Origin of the sequence: Stieleria maiorica, from assembly GCF_008035925.1 — a bacterium.
GTDB lineage: Bacteria > Planctomycetota > Planctomycetia > Pirellulales > Pirellulaceae > Stieleria > Stieleria maiorica.
The window spans coordinates 6,047,641-6,063,034 of record NZ_CP036264.1 but is presented as its reverse complement, the minus strand read 5'-3'; the positions used below and the strand labels follow the sequence as shown (position 1 = coordinate 6,063,034).

The 15,394-nt window shown below is 57.2% G+C and carries 14 protein-coding genes; 10 read left to right on the top strand and 4 right to left on the bottom strand.

What is annotated here, in order from left to right:
* Positions 1–63: 63 nt before the first annotated feature.
* Positions 64–1,506: a sulfatase-like hydrolase/transferase gene (locus tag Mal15_RS20665; RefSeq protein ID WP_147869499.1), complete on the top strand. Its 1,443-nt coding sequence runs from the start codon at positions 64–66 to the stop codon at positions 1,504–1,506.
* A gap of 117 nt (positions 1,507–1,623) precedes the next feature.
* On the opposite strand, the gene Mal15_RS20660 is transcribed toward Mal15_RS20665, so the two are convergent.
* Positions 1,624–3,357 (bottom strand): arylsulfatase, encoded by a 1,734-nt coding sequence (locus Mal15_RS20660; RefSeq protein ID WP_233903563.1) that lies wholly within the window; start codon positions 3,355–3,357, stop codon positions 1,624–1,626.
* Between the two features lie 240 nt (positions 3,358–3,597).
* Between Mal15_RS20660 and Mal15_RS20655 the strand changes: the two genes are divergently transcribed.
* The gene (locus Mal15_RS20655; protein WP_147869498.1) at positions 3,598–5,055 is read left to right on the top strand and encodes a mechanosensitive ion channel domain-containing protein; all 1,458 of its coding nucleotides are present in this window, start codon (positions 3,598–3,600) and stop codon (positions 5,053–5,055) included.
* A 33-nt stretch (positions 5,056–5,088) separates the two neighbouring features.
* Here the strand turns inward: Mal15_RS20655 and Mal15_RS20650 are convergent, their stop codons facing one another.
* On the bottom strand, positions 5,089–5,307 hold the full coding sequence (locus Mal15_RS20650; RefSeq protein WP_147869497.1) for a hypervirulence associated TUDOR domain-containing protein: 219 nt from the start codon (positions 5,305–5,307) through the stop codon (positions 5,089–5,091).
* A gap of 304 nt (positions 5,308–5,611) precedes the next feature.
* Here Mal15_RS20650 and Mal15_RS34165 point away from each other — a divergent pair, with 304 nt between their 5' ends.
* A complete protein-coding gene (locus Mal15_RS34165; protein ID WP_167546943.1) occupies positions 5,612–5,770 on the top strand; it encodes a hypothetical protein in 159 nt (52 codons plus the stop codon).
* A gap of 249 nt (positions 5,771–6,019) precedes the next feature.
* Here Mal15_RS34165 and Mal15_RS20645 read toward each other — a convergent pair whose 3' ends face one another.
* Positions 6,020–6,229: a zinc ribbon domain-containing protein gene (locus Mal15_RS20645; RefSeq protein ID WP_147869496.1), complete on the bottom strand. Its 210-nt coding sequence runs from the start codon at positions 6,227–6,229 to the stop codon at positions 6,020–6,022.
* 157 nt (positions 6,230–6,386) lie between these two features.
* Between Mal15_RS20645 and Mal15_RS20640 the strand changes: the two genes are divergently transcribed.
* The 4 genes from Mal15_RS20640 to Mal15_RS20625 all read left to right on the top strand — a co-directional run bounded on the left by Mal15_RS20640 (position 6,387) and on the right by Mal15_RS20625 (position 9,342).
* Entirely contained in the window at positions 6,387–6,869 is a 483-nt protein-coding gene (locus Mal15_RS20640; RefSeq protein WP_147869495.1) for a pyridoxamine 5'-phosphate oxidase family protein, read from the top strand.
* A gap of 31 nt (positions 6,870–6,900) precedes the next feature.
* Entirely contained in the window at positions 6,901–7,422 is a 522-nt protein-coding gene (locus Mal15_RS20635) for a glutamate--cysteine ligase family protein (protein ID WP_147869494.1), read from the top strand.
* Positions 7,423–7,569: 147 nt separating this feature from the next.
* Complete coding sequence (locus Mal15_RS20630; RefSeq protein ID WP_147869493.1) at positions 7,570–8,040, top strand: PA2169 family four-helix-bundle protein; 471 nt, start codon at positions 7,570–7,572, stop codon at positions 8,038–8,040.
* 120 nt (positions 8,041–8,160) lie between these two features.
* A complete protein-coding gene (locus tag Mal15_RS20625) occupies positions 8,161–9,342 on the top strand; it encodes an App1 family protein (RefSeq protein ID WP_147869492.1) in 1,182 nt (393 codons plus the stop codon).
* Between the two features lie 155 nt (positions 9,343–9,497).
* Here Mal15_RS20625 and Mal15_RS20620 read toward each other — a convergent pair whose 3' ends face one another.
* Entirely contained in the window at positions 9,498–10,217 is a 720-nt protein-coding gene (locus Mal15_RS20620; protein WP_147869491.1) for a CAP domain-containing protein, read from the bottom strand.
* Positions 10,218–10,690: 473 nt separating this feature from the next.
* Between Mal15_RS20620 and Mal15_RS20615 the strand changes: the two genes are divergently transcribed.
* From Mal15_RS20615 to Mal15_RS20605, 3 genes are all read left to right on the top strand, one after another.
* Positions 10,691–13,045, top strand: coding sequence for a DUF1592 domain-containing protein (locus Mal15_RS20615; protein WP_199773698.1), 2,355 nt, complete (start codon positions 10,691–10,693; stop codon positions 13,043–13,045).
* 91 nt (positions 13,046–13,136) lie between these two features.
* The gene (locus Mal15_RS20610) at positions 13,137–13,661 is read left to right on the top strand and encodes a four helix bundle protein (RefSeq protein WP_147869489.1); all 525 of its coding nucleotides are present in this window, start codon (positions 13,137–13,139) and stop codon (positions 13,659–13,661) included.
* Positions 13,662–13,706: 45 nt separating this feature from the next.
* Complete coding sequence (locus Mal15_RS20605) at positions 13,707–15,065, top strand: DUF1552 domain-containing protein (protein ID WP_147869488.1); 1,359 nt, start codon at positions 13,707–13,709, stop codon at positions 15,063–15,065.
* Positions 15,066–15,394 lie beyond the last annotated feature (329 nt).

The window sequence follows — 15,394 nt, the reverse complement described above, 5'->3', positions numbered from 1 at the left end:
CGAAAAGCCCAACGCATTTTCCTGCACCGTGCATTCAAACCTTCCCCCCTTTGAAGCAATGACATGAAGCCCTTCGCACTCCTCTCCTTCGTCCTCCTGCTGGGATCCGTCCACGCCCTCGCCGACGACCGGCCCAACATCATCGTCATCATGGCGGATGACATGGGCTATGCCGACGCCGGCTTCACGGGCGCGAAGGACATCCAAACGCCCAACCTGGACAAGCTGGCCGCATCCGGCGTGGTCTTTCGCCAAGGCTACGCCAACCATCCGTTCTGCGGACCGACGCGTGCCGCGCTGATGTCGGGCCGCTATCAGCATCGATTCGGTTTCGAAACCAACCCGGCCTACGACCCGGCCAACCCGATCATGGGCATCGATCCCGATGTCACGCTGTTTCCAAAGCGGTTGCAAAAAGCCGGCTACGTCACCGGTTGTGTCGGCAAATGGCACCTCGGTGCAGCCGCACCGTTTCACCCCAACAACCGGGGATTCGATTACTTCTATGGCTTTCTCGGTGGAGGTCACGACTACTTTCGGATCGACTTAACTCAGCCTGTCAAGGAAGCTTACCTGCAAAGCCTGACCCGCAACGACAAACCCGCAACCTTCGACGGTTACCTGACCACCGGACTCAGCCGCGATGCAGCCGGTTTTGTCGCGAGCAACAAGGACAAGCCGTTCTTTCTGTACCTCGCCTACAACGCGCCGCACGGCCCGTTGCAGGCACCCGACGAGGACATCGAGCGTTACAAACACATCGAAGATCAGAAGCGGCGCGTCTACGCAGCGATGGTGGATGTGATGGATCGCGGAATCGGTGAAGTGATCTCGGCGGTGGAGGAAAATGGCCTTCGCGACAACACCCTGATCTTCTTCCTCAGCGACAACGGCGGTCCGCAGGCAACCAAGCAGAAGCCGGGTAAATGGAACGGATCATCGAACGAACCGTTTCGTGGCGGCAAAGGCGATCTCTATGAAGGCGGCGTTCACGTCCCCTTCATCGCCTCCTGGCCGACCAAGATTCCCGCCGGAACGACGTTTGACTCGCCCGTCATCTCGATCGACATCTCACGCACCGCGATCGCCGCGGCAGGAGCAACTCCCGGAGACAAACACGCGATGGAAGGCGTCGACCTGATTCCGTTTGTCACCGGCGAGAAAACCGGCGCCCCACATGACAATTTGTACTGGCGCAGCGGGCCAAGGTGGTCGGTGCTCGCCGCCGACGGAACCAAACACGTTCAAGAAAACGACAGCAAGTCAGCGCAGCTGTTTTTCCTGCCCGACGATGTTTCGGAATCGAACGACTTGATCACCGACAAGCCAGAACGTGCACGCCAGCTCCGTGAAACATTCGAGCGTTGGGACGAAGAAAACGTGCCTTGCCGCTTGATGGGTTACATCGACTATCACAAAAAGCGCGACGTCTTTTTTTCAGAGGCGATCCCTGAGGAAGCCAAGGAGTCCGGCTATAAACCTAACGTCAAAGGCAACTTTAAATAGATCCCCAAACGGATGAAGGGATCGTCTCGGCCACCTCTTCGGCGCGCGACAGACCCAACGGCTTCACGGGCGTTTTTCGACCGGTGTACCACACGTCGTCCTTTCCGTTCGCAAAGATCACCTTGGATGGGTCACGGCGAGTGTGTCGTCGTCGTCACCCGAGACGCCTAGTCGTTCCGCATGAACAAAGTAGGCCCCGCGAACCTCGCCCTGTTGATCGGTTAGGAATGTCGAGAGGATTGCCGGCCCCTGAGGCAATTCGACGTTGAACGTGACAGAGGTTTCGTCTCCGCCGAGTCGCTTCGACCACTGTTTGTCTCCGATCTTCAGCACCGCCCGATCGGCTCCCATCGGCGCCGGTGCATCGTCGGGAAACCTGGACAGTCGAATGGTGTAGCGGCCGGCCGTCACGACATGGATCGCCCAAAAACCGTTGATCGTCAGTGCGTCGTCGCCCAGCTGGTCTTGTTTCCAAATCACGTTCCCGTTGGTCGGATGCCAATCGCGTACGGTCAGCAGCGTCGGGTTCTCTTCGGCCGCGCCGATCTGAAACCGCGTGTAGGCTCCGCCATCGGCAAACACGTCGGCGAAATGCCGCTCGTACTGCGACCTTAGTTCGCGCACCACTTCGGGGTGCTTCGCCGCCACGTCGGTCGTCTGACTGGGATCATTGATGATGTCATAAAGCTCATCGCCGACCAAACGCCACCGCTGGGTCAGCACTGCGTAGCGTGACCGACCTTGGTTCACGCTGACCAACCGGGGGCGGTCGGGTTGTCGTTGAATAAACAGGGTTCGTTCGGGCCAGGAATCAGCGCCGCCACGGATCAACGGCTGCAGGCTTCGGCCGTCAAACGTGACGTCCTTCGACTTGGAAAGACCACACCAATCGATCAACGTCGGCAACCAGTCGCGGCAGCAGGTCAGTTGGTGGATTCGCCGACCGGCCTGCAACTCGGCAGGCCAACGAACAAAGCAGGCGACACGATGCCCACCTTCGTAGACCGAACCCTTTTTGCCGCGCATTGCCGCGTTGTATCCGCTGCCACCCTCGCGATCGACTCCTTCGGCGGTCCCGTTGTCGCTCATGAAAATCAGAATCGTGTTCTCGGCAAGTTTGCGGGCGTCGAGCAGTTCCAACAGCCTTCCCAAATTTTTGTCGAAGTTGATGATTTGCCCGAAAAACTTTGCTCGTTTCTCGTTGTGTCCCTCCGCCAAGAAGGGTTCGTAGTACCGTTTGGCCACCGTGTGTGGGCTGTGCATCGCGTTGAGCGGCAGGTAGACGAAGAACGGCGATTCGGACGACTGGCCGATGAACCGTTCGCACTGGTCAAAAAACACGTCGGTGCAATAGCCCTCGATCGTTCCCCGCGTTCCGTTTCGGTAGTAGGTGTCGTCGAAGTAGTCGTTGCCGATCGGGTTGCCGATCTCGTCGATGCCGCCGGCCAGATGCCGGACGACTTCCTGAAACCCGCGATACCGCGGGGCGTACGGCCAGGTGTCGCCGAGGTGCCACTTGCCGAACATCGCGGTGCGATAACCCGCCGCGGAGAACACGCCCGCCATGGTCACTTCATCGGGGTCCAGAAGTTGCCGCCCCTGCACGACGTCCCAGGCCCCGACGCGTGTCGAGTATCGCCCGGTCATCAGCGCGGCGCGGGTCGGCGTGCAGACCGGATCGACGTGATAGTTCTCCAACCGCACGCTCTGCCCGGCCAGACGATCCAGGTTGGGCGTCTGTAAGAACGGGTTTCCGTGACACGACATGTCGCCGTAGCCCTGGTCATCGGTCACGATCAAAATCACATTGGGCCGATCGTCAGCCAGCCCAAAGGTGGCCACCAGCAGCATGAGCACAAATGCCAGCCATGTCGATCGTTGCTTGGTCATCATGGTGTTACCGATAAATCAATCGCCTGCCGAAGATGTGTTCACCGATCAGGACTGAGTTCTTGACGAAAGTATACTTCGGGGGATTGGTATGGCCCCGCAGTCGCATCCGCAACAACATCCGGCGGTTGGAACACAATTTGCGTTGGGGTGATTCCTCCGGGAGCACACTGACAGGTTCCGCTAGCCCAATCGATCGGAATGTTTTACCTCGCCAATCGTGTTTGTGCACGATCACAGCCCCTGACCGGCCGTTTAGCCGCGGCAATCTTGTTCACGTTCTACTCCACCGGGGTGGTCGCACAAAACCCCGTGCCGACGGCGGAAGAAGTGGCGGCGGAGGTGACCGGCGACACATCCACGCAAAATGTCGAAGTTGCTAAAGAGGTGCAGGTTGATCCGGTCACCAGTGACCAACAAATTGCCGAGCGACTGTCCGAAATCATGGCGGCGACGAATTGGTTCGATTCGCCCGCGGTCAAAGTGGACCAGGGCGTCGTGTTTCTAAGCGGCACCGCAGACACGCTGAAGCATCAACAGTGGATCGAGTCCACCGCGATCAACACATCTGATGTGGTGGCGGTCGTGAATCGAGTGAAAGTCGCGGAGCGTCCGCTGTGGAACTTTTCGCCCGCGATCGAGTCCGTCAAACAACTCAGCCGTGAAGCAACCAGCGTGTTGCCGCTGATCATCGTGGCCATCTTCATCGGAATCGTTGCCTACTTCGCCGCTCGGTTGGCCGCACGAGCGACACGCTACGTCAGCCGTAGACGCATCGAGAGCGGATTGTTGCGTCAGGTTGGCGGGAACGCCGTGGGAGTGCTGGTGTTCTTAATCGGGCTCTATTTAGCGCTGCGAGTCTCGGGACTCACGCGTCTTGCCGTCACGCTGCTTGGAGGAACAGGATTAGTTGGACTCGCGCTCGGGTTCGCGTTTCGAGATATCGCCGAGAATTACCTTGCCAGCATCCTGCTTTCACTCAACCACCCGTTCCGCGTCGGTGACCTGATCGAAGTGGAAGGCACCCTCGGCTATGTCCGTAAAGTCACCACGCGGGGAACCGTACTCAATACGATGGAAGGGAACCAAGTGCAGCTTCCCAACAGCACGGTCTACAAAGGCAAGATCATCAATTACACCGCGACACCACTCGTCCGCAAAGACTTTTCGGTCGGAATCGGGTTCGATGATTCGGTGGTCGAAGCACAGGCGATCTTGATGGGAGTGCTCCGCGAACACATCGCCGTGGTAGAGGACCCGGCCCCCGTGGTGGTCGTCGAATCACTGGGTTCGGCGACGGTCAACCTACGCGCCTATTATTGGATGGACCAACAACAGCATTCCGTTTTCAAGGTCACCAGCAGCGTGATCCGGCAGGCGAAGCAGCATCTCACTGAAGCAAAGATCACCATGCCGGACGAAGCCCGCGAATTGGTGTTTCCACAAGGTGTCCCCGTGCAACTGGACCGCACGCGAACCAACCAGGCGGAACGCGAAGCAGTGGGCGCCGCATCCAGCGGCCCACCACGTCTCATGTCGGTTGAGAATGAACCGGAAGTCAGCGTCGGAGAAGGCGAACTGACGAGCGAACAGGCCGAAGTCATGCGAGCGACCGCTAATGATGAAACGGTCGCGGATGAAGCCAACCTGATCGAGTGAGATACCCTCAGTGAGAATTCGCGATTAGATAATCTACGCGTTGCTCAACTCGCTTTCGCTCTTGAGCACTTGGTCGCCATCTTCTTGCTCAATGAGGTAGGCTGGATCGTCCTCGGTTGCATTGCGAGTCACTTCGTTCCCTTGAAGCCTACGTGTGACTTTCTCTTTGAATGCCTCTTGAATTTTTCCCGTCGCCGTTCCGTTTCCGTAATTCCATTGAACGTACTGTTTGACTTGGAACTTCTGACCCATGTTTTTCGCTCTGTCCATTTGAGTGTAGTGGTTGACCTAACTTCGGGGGCACCGCAATTTCTGCGCCAACGGCACGAGATTGATGGTCGCGGCACTGACCCGATGGGAGTGCTCTCTGAACGAGCAAGCTGGGCGAACCGAGCTGGGCGAACATTGATCAGCCCGTTTGCTCGAATTCGCCGATGTTCACGCTGCATTGTGCGACGTAGTCCAGACGCTGCCGAGGTCGAGAAGTCTGGCACAGGGATTGCGTTGATCCACCTTTGTCTTCAAGCCAACAATCACTTCAAATTGAGGTATAGCGATGCAAACGCCAATTCAAACCAATCATGGTATTTCCTACCCCGTCGTCGGTGTCAGCCGTATTCCACAAACGGAATTGAATCAAGATGACGAGATTCCCGATCGCGATGCCGCCGAACCGCCAAGCGGTTTGGAGCCGGGAACGGCAAAGTCACGATGAGTCGTTGATCACGGATGAGAGCGGCCAGCCGACCAGGCAGGCGATCGATGGCGACACGAATCAGAATCGTGTCGCCAATTCTTTTGGTCGATCAGTTTAGATCCTTTCCCCTTTGGACAATCCGGTGCAACAGTGGGGCAATCTTTGTTTGCCGCGCAATTGCCTTGGGTTTTGCGCTCAGACAAAGGCCCAGCAAAGACTGTGACGAAAATTGGACCTGCTTGCCGGTCGGTTTCCAGCCGGCCTGGTTTACCTTCGACCACGCGGCGACTTCGGTTCTTGGGGCCCATGATTCGCCTCAACAGGCTCGTGCCTTGTCGGAGTGATATCGCCAGGGTGCTCAACATAGACTTTTTCGCCGCAGTAGGGGCAAGCTGGCGCGCGGTCGTCGACTGGTTTGCCACACTGCGTGCAGGTCGTTTCATTCAGCGGTGCAGTGTCTTTTTTGGGTTGTTGCATCGGTCAAAGGTTTAGCGTTGCCGGATTCAATTGCCGGAAAGCCTCCTCAAGCAATTCGCAAGCCAATTCGAAGACGGCTTTGGGTTTGGCCCGGTGTTTGCGACTTCGTGACGGCCGAACCGATGGCAATTCGTCGCCTATCAAACAAGGACACCATATGAACACCGAAAAAAAGCTGCTCGACCTGATCCATGGCTTCGACAACGCGATGCTAGTAACGAAAACCCCAAGCGGGGCACTCGACGCGCGCCCGATGGCGGTTGCCCAGGCGACCGACGATGGCCGGTTGTGGTTTGTTACCGATCGCAACTCAGGAAAGATCACCGACTTGATGAATGATCAAGACGTCGCAGTGACGATGCAAAGCTCTCGGAAATTTGTCACGATTTCCGGCACATGCCGCGTTGTCGATGATCGTGCAAAGATCGAAGAGGTCTGGAATGAGATTTGGAAGGTTTGGTTTCCTGGTGGTCAATCCGACCCCTCGATTGTTCTGTTGAAGGTTGATCCACAACGCGGGGAGTACTGGGACAACAGTGGTGTGGCAGGGATAAAGTACCTGATCAAGGCAGGGAAGGCGTACTTGCAGGGCGAGCGAGCCGAAACCGATGCAAGTGTGAACGCTTCGGTTGTGCTGTAGTCGACCCCAAAAGAATCGCTATCGAGTGATGATGGATCGATATCAGCAACTCGTTGGAGCGATCAAAGACGAAAGCTTTATCTACTGGGATATTCGCCTGCCAGCGAAGGTGCCGACGATCGAGTTTAGAGGAGCGGATGTGATGACGCGGGTCGAGGAAACGGTCGGATACGTTGGCTTGGTGCGAGCCATGGTGATGACAGCGATCGACGAGGAAAGGCGTGACGCTCCCTTTAAGAACATCCATCCTAACATCCTTTCCTATGCACTTTGGCATTCTGCCCGCTTCGGAGTGTCCGATCAACTGATCGATCCGGCAGCCGGGGACAAGATTGCAGTCGCCAACATGGCGGATCGGGTGTTCGATGGATTGAACGGTGCGCTGCAACGATCAGGAGAACGAGAGTGCGTTGATAGGTTCGTGCAGAACGCTCTGCAGCATGGAACCGGTGCTGACCGGCAACGGCAAATCGGTGACCTGATCCTTGCCGTCCAAATCGTGATTGCAGAAACGGTACCCGCAGCTTCCATTGCCGCACCGCAGGCATGCTGATCGCCGAATGATCGCTATCGTCGAGTCGTGCGGCCAACGACTTGTGCGAGTTTGAGATATGACTGGCATGGCTTTTGCAACCTTTCCAGTCTACTGCGAGCATTGTTGCTCGCTCGCCGCACGTCACCAAATGGAGAAAGCAAGATTATGAGTTTGGAAACGAAAACTGACCTGAATCAAACGACGATCGACAAGATTCAAAAGCTGATTCGCGCGAACATCGACTCGTACAATGGGTTTCACGAATCGGCAGAAGAGTTGAACGACGCCGAGCTAACGGCGCTGTTTAAAAAGCTTGGCGATCAGCGATCCGCCATGGCGACGCAATTGCAAGAGTTCGTCGAATTCAACGGCAAGGAAGCGGAGGACGATGGCAGTGTCGCGGCCAAAACGCACCGCATCTGGATCAACATCCGTGGCAAGCTCAATGGCGGCGATCCCCATGTGATCCTGATTGAAGCCGAGCGAGGCGAAGATCACATCAAGGAAGCTTATGAGGATGTGTTGAAGGAGACTGCCGGCAGTGCCATCAACGATGTCTTGACTAGGCAATATGCCGAGGTTAAGGCCGGGCACGACAAGGTTCGGGATCTTCGAGACGCATACAAGAATCGCTAATGTTACCTGTCCAAGTCGAAGGCGCACGCCGCTAGATCAGCGGATTGATCGCTGATCTTGTGGCGGCGAATTCGAATGAGCGATGCAGGTCGAGGTGAGAGAAAAAAGGATCACTTTACCATGGCAACCACCCCAGGATCGGCATGGCAGCGTGAACTGAAGTCTTGGTTGGCGCGTGCGGCGTCGGCGGCCGATGACTTGGCCGATGCCGGCATTCGTCGGCTGCGAAAACGATTCGGTCGGGCGGGTATCGCCCAAATCCAGCCTTATATGGGCTATGCTTCAACTGATACGGCGCATTTGCACGGTCGTATCCTGACGAATCCTCCCATCGATTCGGATTATCATCGCGATCAGTGGTGGGAGAATTTAGGTCACACCGTCCAGCGATTTGCGACCAACGAAGTCCCCGGCGCAGAAATCGAGGCGAGTTTCAACGGTCGACGCGGGACCGCAGTCAGCGATGACGAAGGGTATTTCCACCTGACATTACCGAGACCTCAGGACGGAGACGACGTCTTTTGGGACGTCGCCAGTTTCCGAATTCTCAATCCCGCAGACGCAGCGCAGCAACCGAGTCGCGCCACCTGTGGTGTGATGGCGGTGCCCAATGATGCCGCGTTTGGAATCATCAGTGATGTTGACGACACGATCTTACACACCGGGGCGACGGACATCGCCACCATGGCCAAACTGACCTTCTTCGGCAATGCCCGCACCCGGGCGCCATTGTACGGCGTTGCGGAACTCTACGAGCGATTGCAGAGCGGCGGTGTTGAATGCCCCGCCAATCCGATCTTCTATGTGTCCAGTTCTCCCTGGAATCTCTACGATCTGCTGGAAGATTTCTTGGAACTGAACGCGATCCCGCGTGGGCCATTGCTGCTGCGAGATCTCGGGTTTGACGAAAACATTTTTCTGAAATCCGGCCATGATCACAAACTCGACAAGGCGCGGCGATTGATCAACACATTCGATCATCTGCCATTCCTGCTTTTCGGTGATTCCGGACAAGAAGACGCTCGACTGTATGCAGCGGCCGCAAGCGAGTTTCCGGATCGCATCGCGGGGATCTTTATTCGTGACATCGACCCCGACGTTGTCAGTGACCACAATGAAAAGGTCGATCGATACGTCCGCCAAGCCGCCGAAGTCGGCGTGCCGATGTACTTGGTCAGTGACAGCAGCCAAGCCGCCGAAATCGCAGTCGAGCACGGTTGGCTTTCCCGGAATTGCCTGGACGGGATCGCCGACGCAACGCGGCGTGACAGGGAGCGTCCCGCTGGTACGGTTCAGCCCTAGAAAATGCACGTCTGCGAAAATTCAATTCCGTGCATCAGAATCGCAACCGACCCGCTTACTCGATTATCGCTACGATTATTTGTCCGGGAACGCCGATTGAATCCAGAAAGTTGCAGTCGCACGATCGACGTCTTTCGGCGGGACTCGAGCATCCATCACTGTGCAGTTTCCAAGCCTTCGTCGTCGATGACAAGATTGGCTGCATCCTTTACCAGGATCGTCTGCTCCCCGGACTTGGTCGTGATGGTTGCTGGAAAGCACCGCTTCATACGAACAACTCCTCTGGGTGGCAGTTCGAATTCGTCCTGACTGTTGTTGGATTCCGCGATGATCGTCTGGGGTTGATCCGATCGATTGGATATTTCCACCTTGAATGCGGCTGATTTCGGGCGTCCAAACAGTTGCACAGCGTAATACGTCACCCCATCACTTGATGCCACGCCGACGCCGGTTTGCGTCACATAGTCGGCCAGCAAGTTTTCACGGTGCGGCGGCGAATCGATCCAGCCCTGCACGAACACCTCAGTCAAGCTGTCCGCCGTGACGCCGCCGGTATTCGTTCGGTAAGCGATGTTCTCGCGCACCACGCAGTATTGGTATCCGGAAGCCTTCGCCCGCTGGGCCGGGGTCCGCCCGTCCGCCCGGTGGCCGTATTTCTCGGTTTCCGCCATGAATTCGGCAAACTTCTTTGCCGCCGATGTCAACTTTTCATTGCTGGAAACACGTGGCAATTCATTTTCCTTGCGAAAATCATTCGTCCGCGAAACGATGGCTGACTCGACCCGGTCGGTGATGTCGTTCGTTTCGGATGATTCTTGAGCGACCAGGACGGCCGTCAGAAGGATGAAAAGGGGGAAACAGATTGTGAAACGCATGGATCAGACTCTGATGTGAGATTGAGATAATTAGCAAAACAATCAGTTGGGAAGAACACGCGATTCGAGATCGATCTTGAATCGTTGGGCGGAAATCATTTTTGTGGTGGGATCACGAGCAAAGCCCATACCGGATTGTCCACAAAGAAGCGTTACACGGTTCAAAGACAACGGTCACAGTCGTTCGTCATCGTGTCGCCCACGCAACAGGCTGGCAGCCAGTTTTGACAGGGGGGATCTAGCAGAGCCTGACAGGCAAACCGGCGAATCGACACGAATTGGCCATTCGCTTGCTCGGCGATGCGCAGCCTATTAGGATGTCTGGCAAGCAAGCGGGTTCAACAGAACCGTTCGCTTGCAGCATGACATCCGGCACGACAATGCCCTACCTCCAAGAATCATTGCCTTCTCGACTGCTCCTCCTCATTGGTCTTTGCTGTGCCAGTGCTGTCTGCCGAGCGGAACCCTTTGAAGTGTTTCTACAGAGGCATTGCGTCCGCTGTCATGGCCCTGAAACGCAGGAAGGCGACCTTCGGATCGACCGGCTTTCGCGAGAATTCAACGCAGGCGTGGACACGCACCAGTGGGCGGAGGCACTGGAGAAGGTCAACAGCGGCGAGATGCCGCCGAAGGAAGAACCGCAACCGACTCAAGACGAGATTGCGACTTTCGTGGCGAATCTTGATGCCCGGCTCCAGGACGGACGTGCGTCTCGGATGGCAGCGCGGCCGGCAGTGGCACACTATCGACTCAGTCGCAAGGAATATCAGAATACGGTCTATGACCTCTTGGGCGTGCGCTACGATCCGACTGAACCGGGACAGCTGAACGAGGACACGCTGTGGCATGGATTCGAACGCATCGGGTCGCAACTGTCACTCTCGCCGTCGCATATCGATCGCTATTATCGCGCCGCCGACATCGTGCTGTCCCGAGCGTTTCCCGCCGCGCAGCCTGAGCCGCGTCACGTTCGTAAGACGGCCGCGGAGTTGCGTTACGGCGGCGGGAAAAATCAACAGGAGGCATTGGACAGGTTCGGTATCCAACGACCGCTTCGCTACCTGCTATTCCCCGGTCGAGTCCAAAGCGCGCTATCGCCGCACTGGTTTGGAAAAACCGGCGCCGAACACAGTGGGCTGTACAAGGTTCGCCTGCAGGCCAGCGGGATCCGTCCGCCCGGCGGCCAACCGGCCCACCTGAGCATCGGGAAACAGACCAGTGAGGAGACGGTCGACGCGATTGTGGAATTTGACGTCACAGCGCCGGAGGACCATCCCCAGGTTTATGAGTTTGAAGTCTTTCTCGAAATGCCGGTCAACCTTCATTTCTGTGTGGTCGCCACCGATGTGGTCGACAGGAGGGCCGGCGCCGCCTTCCGTAATGCACTCGCCAGCAGGGGCGGTCATATCTTCACCCACAGCAGCGAAACGCTGTTGCTAAATCCCAACGCCCCGCAGATGTTCGATGACCAAGGAAACGGGATCTTCTCCACAGTCATCCTGGATTGGATCCAGTGGGAAGGACCGCTGGTATCGGAGGCAGAACAGTCGCGACGCAATGGTGTGATCCCTCCCGACGACGCAACGCCCGAGATGGTCGCCGAGCATCTCGGGCGTTTCGCCGAGCGCGCCTGGCGACGGCCGGTGATGAAGGACGAACTGGAAAACTATCTGCAGTCCTACCATGAGCAACGGGAGGCGGGGGAATCGCCGGCCGAAGCGTTTCGGGTCGCGATGCACGGCGTGCTGACGTCCAGAAATTTGATTTACCTGGTCGAAGGCGATCCGGCCGCTCGCGAATATCTGACCGACTGGGAACTCGCATCACGGCTCTCATATTTCCTGTTCAGTTCGATGCCCGATGATCCGCTATTTGCTGCGACCAAGGCCGGCAACCTGGACGGCGAGGGGCTGGAAAGTGAAGTGGACCGAATGTTGACCGACCGCCGGGTCGATCGCTTCATCGACGACTTCTCCCGCCAGTGGCTGCAGTTGCACCGCGTCGGCATGTTCCCACCCGACAAAACGCTGTATCCCGACTACGACGATTGGTTGGAGGCAAGCATGCGGGCCGAACCGGTCGAATACTTCCGAGAGGTGTTCACGAAGAATCTGCCGCTGGATGAATTGCTGGATTCCGACTGGACCATGGGCAACGTTCGGCTGTGCGATTTTTATGGTCTGCCGGAACCATCGACGAGTGGCTTCCAGCGCGTCTCGCTTAATCCGGACGACCATCGTGGCGGACTGCTCACGATGGGCGCCGTGCTCGGGTTGACTTCCGACGGAACACGCCACCGCCCGGTGCATCGCGGCGTCTGGCTCAGCGAAGTGATTCTCAACAGGACTCCGCCACCGCCTCCGGCCAACGTCGATCCGATCGAGCCCGTACCGCCCGAGGGCACCAAGGTGACCATCCGCCAACGAATTGACGCCCACGCCAAGAATCCCAGTTGTGCCGCTTGCCACCGTAATCTCGATCCGCTGGGACTGGCGTTTGACCACTATGACGCCATTGGCCAGTGGCGGACCCGCGAAAGAGTGCCAACGGGGATGGGTGAAGACCCGCTGGTCGATGCCTCCGGCGTGATGCCCGACGGCCGTCCGTTCTCCGACGCCGTCGAATTCAAACGACTGCTGATCGAGGACCGCGACAAGGTCGCACGGGCCTTCATCGAACACCTCTGCACCTACGCGCTCCGCCGAGTCCTGACCGTCGACGACCAAGACGACCTGAAGTTGATTGAAGAAGAGGCGAAAAGGAGGGGCTACCGCGTCAAGGACATCGTCCGCGCCGTGGCGTTGTCACAGCTGATGAGGAAGCGGTAGTTTTTGTTCTTTGTTCTTTGTTCTTTGTTCTTTGTTCTTTGTTCTTTGTTCTTTGTTCTTTGTTCTTTGTTCTTTGTTCTTTGTTTACACCTTGCCGCAACTCGTGGAATTGACACCACGCACCAACAACCAACAACCAACAACCAACAACCAACAACCAACAACCAACAACCAACAACCAACAACCAACAACCAACAACCAACAACCAACAACCAACAACCAACAATGTCGATACGACGCTTCGAAGAGATTGAAGGATGGCAGTTGGCGCGGGAGTTGACGAATCAGGTTTACGCGGTGGCGAGCCGCGGAGCGTTTGCGAGGGACTTTGGACTCAGGGATCAGATCACGCGAGCGTCAGGATCGGTGATGCACAACATCGCGGAAGGGTTCGACGGGGGAAGCAATGCTGAATTTGTCAAATTCCTGCGTTACTCACAGCGTTCATGCTCGGAGGTCCAAAGTCAGCTCTACGTTGCATTGGACCAGTCCTACATTTCCCAAGGTGAGTTCGACGCCATCTATAAACAGGCGGCTAAGACACACGCGAAAGTCGGCGGATTCATCCGCTATCTCTTGAGAACCAAGAACCAAGAACCAAGAACCAAGAACTAAGAACTAAGAACTAAGAACTAAGAACTAAGAACCGCCCCCAAAACCATGAACTACCTCTCGCAATCCTGGCTGATCGACCGTCGCCATGCGCTTCGCGCACTGGGGACTTGCATTGCGCTGCCCATGCTCGAATGCATGACGCCATTGCGGGCGGCTGAGCAGTCGTCGTCGGCGCCCCGGCGCAGTGCTTTCATTTATCTCGCCAACGGGGTTCATTCGTTGAACTACCAGATCACGACGCCGGGCAGGGACTACCAGTTCTCTCGGTCGCTCAAACCGTTGGAAAAACATCGCCAGGTCATCACGCCGATCAGCGGTCTGCACCACCCGGGAAGCCTCGGCCACCACCACAACTGCATCAAGATCTGGCTGACCGGCGGAAACCTCGGCCCGTCGGACCGCAACACGATCTCGGTGGATCAGAAGATGGCCGAAGTCACCGCGGCGCACACGCGTTACCCGTCGATGGAGATCGCGATCACGCAGGAGTCGCTCGCCTGGACGGCCGATGGTGTTCCGCTGCCGCCGATGCGTCGTTGCAGTGAAATCTTTGCGTCCTTGTTCGAAGAACCCAAAGGCGGCATCGCTGCCCAGCGAAGGGCGTTGCGCCGAAAAGCGAGTGTCCTGGACGACAACCTCGCGGAGGTGCGGCGGTTGAAGCAGAAAATGGGAGCGGCCGACAAAGGACGTCTGGATCAATACCTGACTTCGGTCCGTGAAGCAGAAATCCGCACGCGGCGGGCCGATGCGTGGCTGGATACGCCGCTGCCGGCGATCTCCCCGGCCGATCGCAAACGCACCAACCGCGACATCCCCCAAACCCAGGCAGGCGACTACTTCCGAACCGTCTATGACCTGATGGTGCTGGCGTTTCAGACCGATGTGACACGCGTCGCCACGTTCAGCTTGGGAGGTGAAGGCCAGGCGATCGCCATTCCGGAAATCGGCATCACCGAGTCACGCCATCAACTCAGTCATCACGGCGGGGATGCCGGCTACATCGAGAAACTCACCAACTACGACACGTTCGCGATTGAGCAGTTCAGCTATTTTCTCTCGCGGCTTGAAGAGACCAAAGACGTCAACGGCCGGCCGCTGCTGGGATCCACGATGGCGCTGTTCGGCAGCGGCATGTGCTACGGCCACAGCCACGGCAATGCCAACCTGCCGCTGGTGCTCGCCGGCGGTTCAGACCTGGGGCTCAATCACGGCAGCCATCTCGACTTCAACCAGGGTCACTTCGATGGATACCGGCTCGACCAGCCCGGTGATCACTACTCACTCTGCAGTCGCCCCGCAAACCCGGACGCACACATGAGCAACCTGTTGCTGTTGATGGCACAGAAGATGGGCGTGGAGACCGGCCAGTTCGGCGACAGCAATTCGGTGATCGATGGAGTTTAGGTCCATCACGTCAGCTTGACGTAGCGACGCTCGCCAGAGCGTGGTCAACGCCGGTGCCTACTCCCGGTAAAGGTAACAACGTCGGGTCGGCGAATCACGATCTCTTTTGTCTGACTCAGCGCTGTCCAGCTCGTGTTACCTTTTGAACCTGTGGACGGGTCCATAGCCTCCCAACTCCCAACTCCCAACTCCCAACTCCCAACTCCCAACTCCCAACTCCCAACTCCCAACTCCCAACTCCCAACTCCCAACTCCCAACTCCCAACTCCCAACTCCCAACTCCCAACTCCCAACTCCCAACTCCCAACTCCCAACTCCCAACTCCCAAC

What these genes read in the sequence shown, in the direction of transcription:
- Mal15_RS20665 (WP_147869499.1), top strand. Translation starts at nt 64, where the DNA reads ATGAAGCCCTTCGCACTCCTCTCCTTCGTCCTCCTGCTGGGATCCGTC.
- Mal15_RS20660 (WP_233903563.1), bottom strand. Translation starts at nt 3,357, where the DNA reads ATGCTGCTGGTGGCCACCTTTGGGCTGGCTGACGATCGGCCCAATGTG.
- Mal15_RS20655 (WP_147869498.1), top strand. Translation starts at nt 3,598, where the DNA reads ATGTTTTACCTCGCCAATCGTGTTTGTGCACGATCACAGCCCCTGACC.
- Mal15_RS20650 (WP_147869497.1), bottom strand. Translation starts at nt 5,307, where the DNA reads ATGGGTCAGAAGTTCCAAGTCAAACAGTACGTTCAATGGAATTACGGA.
- Mal15_RS34165 (WP_167546943.1), top strand. Translation starts at nt 5,612, where the DNA reads ATGCAAACGCCAATTCAAACCAATCATGGTATTTCCTACCCCGTCGTC.
- Mal15_RS20645 (WP_147869496.1), bottom strand. Translation starts at nt 6,229, where the DNA reads ATGCAACAACCCAAAAAAGACACTGCACCGCTGAATGAAACGACCTGC.
- Mal15_RS20640 (WP_147869495.1), top strand. Translation starts at nt 6,387, where the DNA reads ATGAACACCGAAAAAAAGCTGCTCGACCTGATCCATGGCTTCGACAAC.
- Mal15_RS20635 (WP_147869494.1), top strand. Translation starts at nt 6,901, where the DNA reads ATGGATCGATATCAGCAACTCGTTGGAGCGATCAAAGACGAAAGCTTT.
- Mal15_RS20630 (WP_147869493.1), top strand. Translation starts at nt 7,570, where the DNA reads ATGAGTTTGGAAACGAAAACTGACCTGAATCAAACGACGATCGACAAG.
- Mal15_RS20625 (WP_147869492.1), top strand. Translation starts at nt 8,161, where the DNA reads ATGGCAACCACCCCAGGATCGGCATGGCAGCGTGAACTGAAGTCTTGG.
- Mal15_RS20620 (WP_147869491.1), bottom strand. Translation starts at nt 10,217, where the DNA reads ATGCGTTTCACAATCTGTTTCCCCCTTTTCATCCTTCTGACGGCCGTC.
- Mal15_RS20605 (WP_147869488.1), top strand. Translation starts at nt 13,707, where the DNA reads ATGAACTACCTCTCGCAATCCTGGCTGATCGACCGTCGCCATGCGCTT.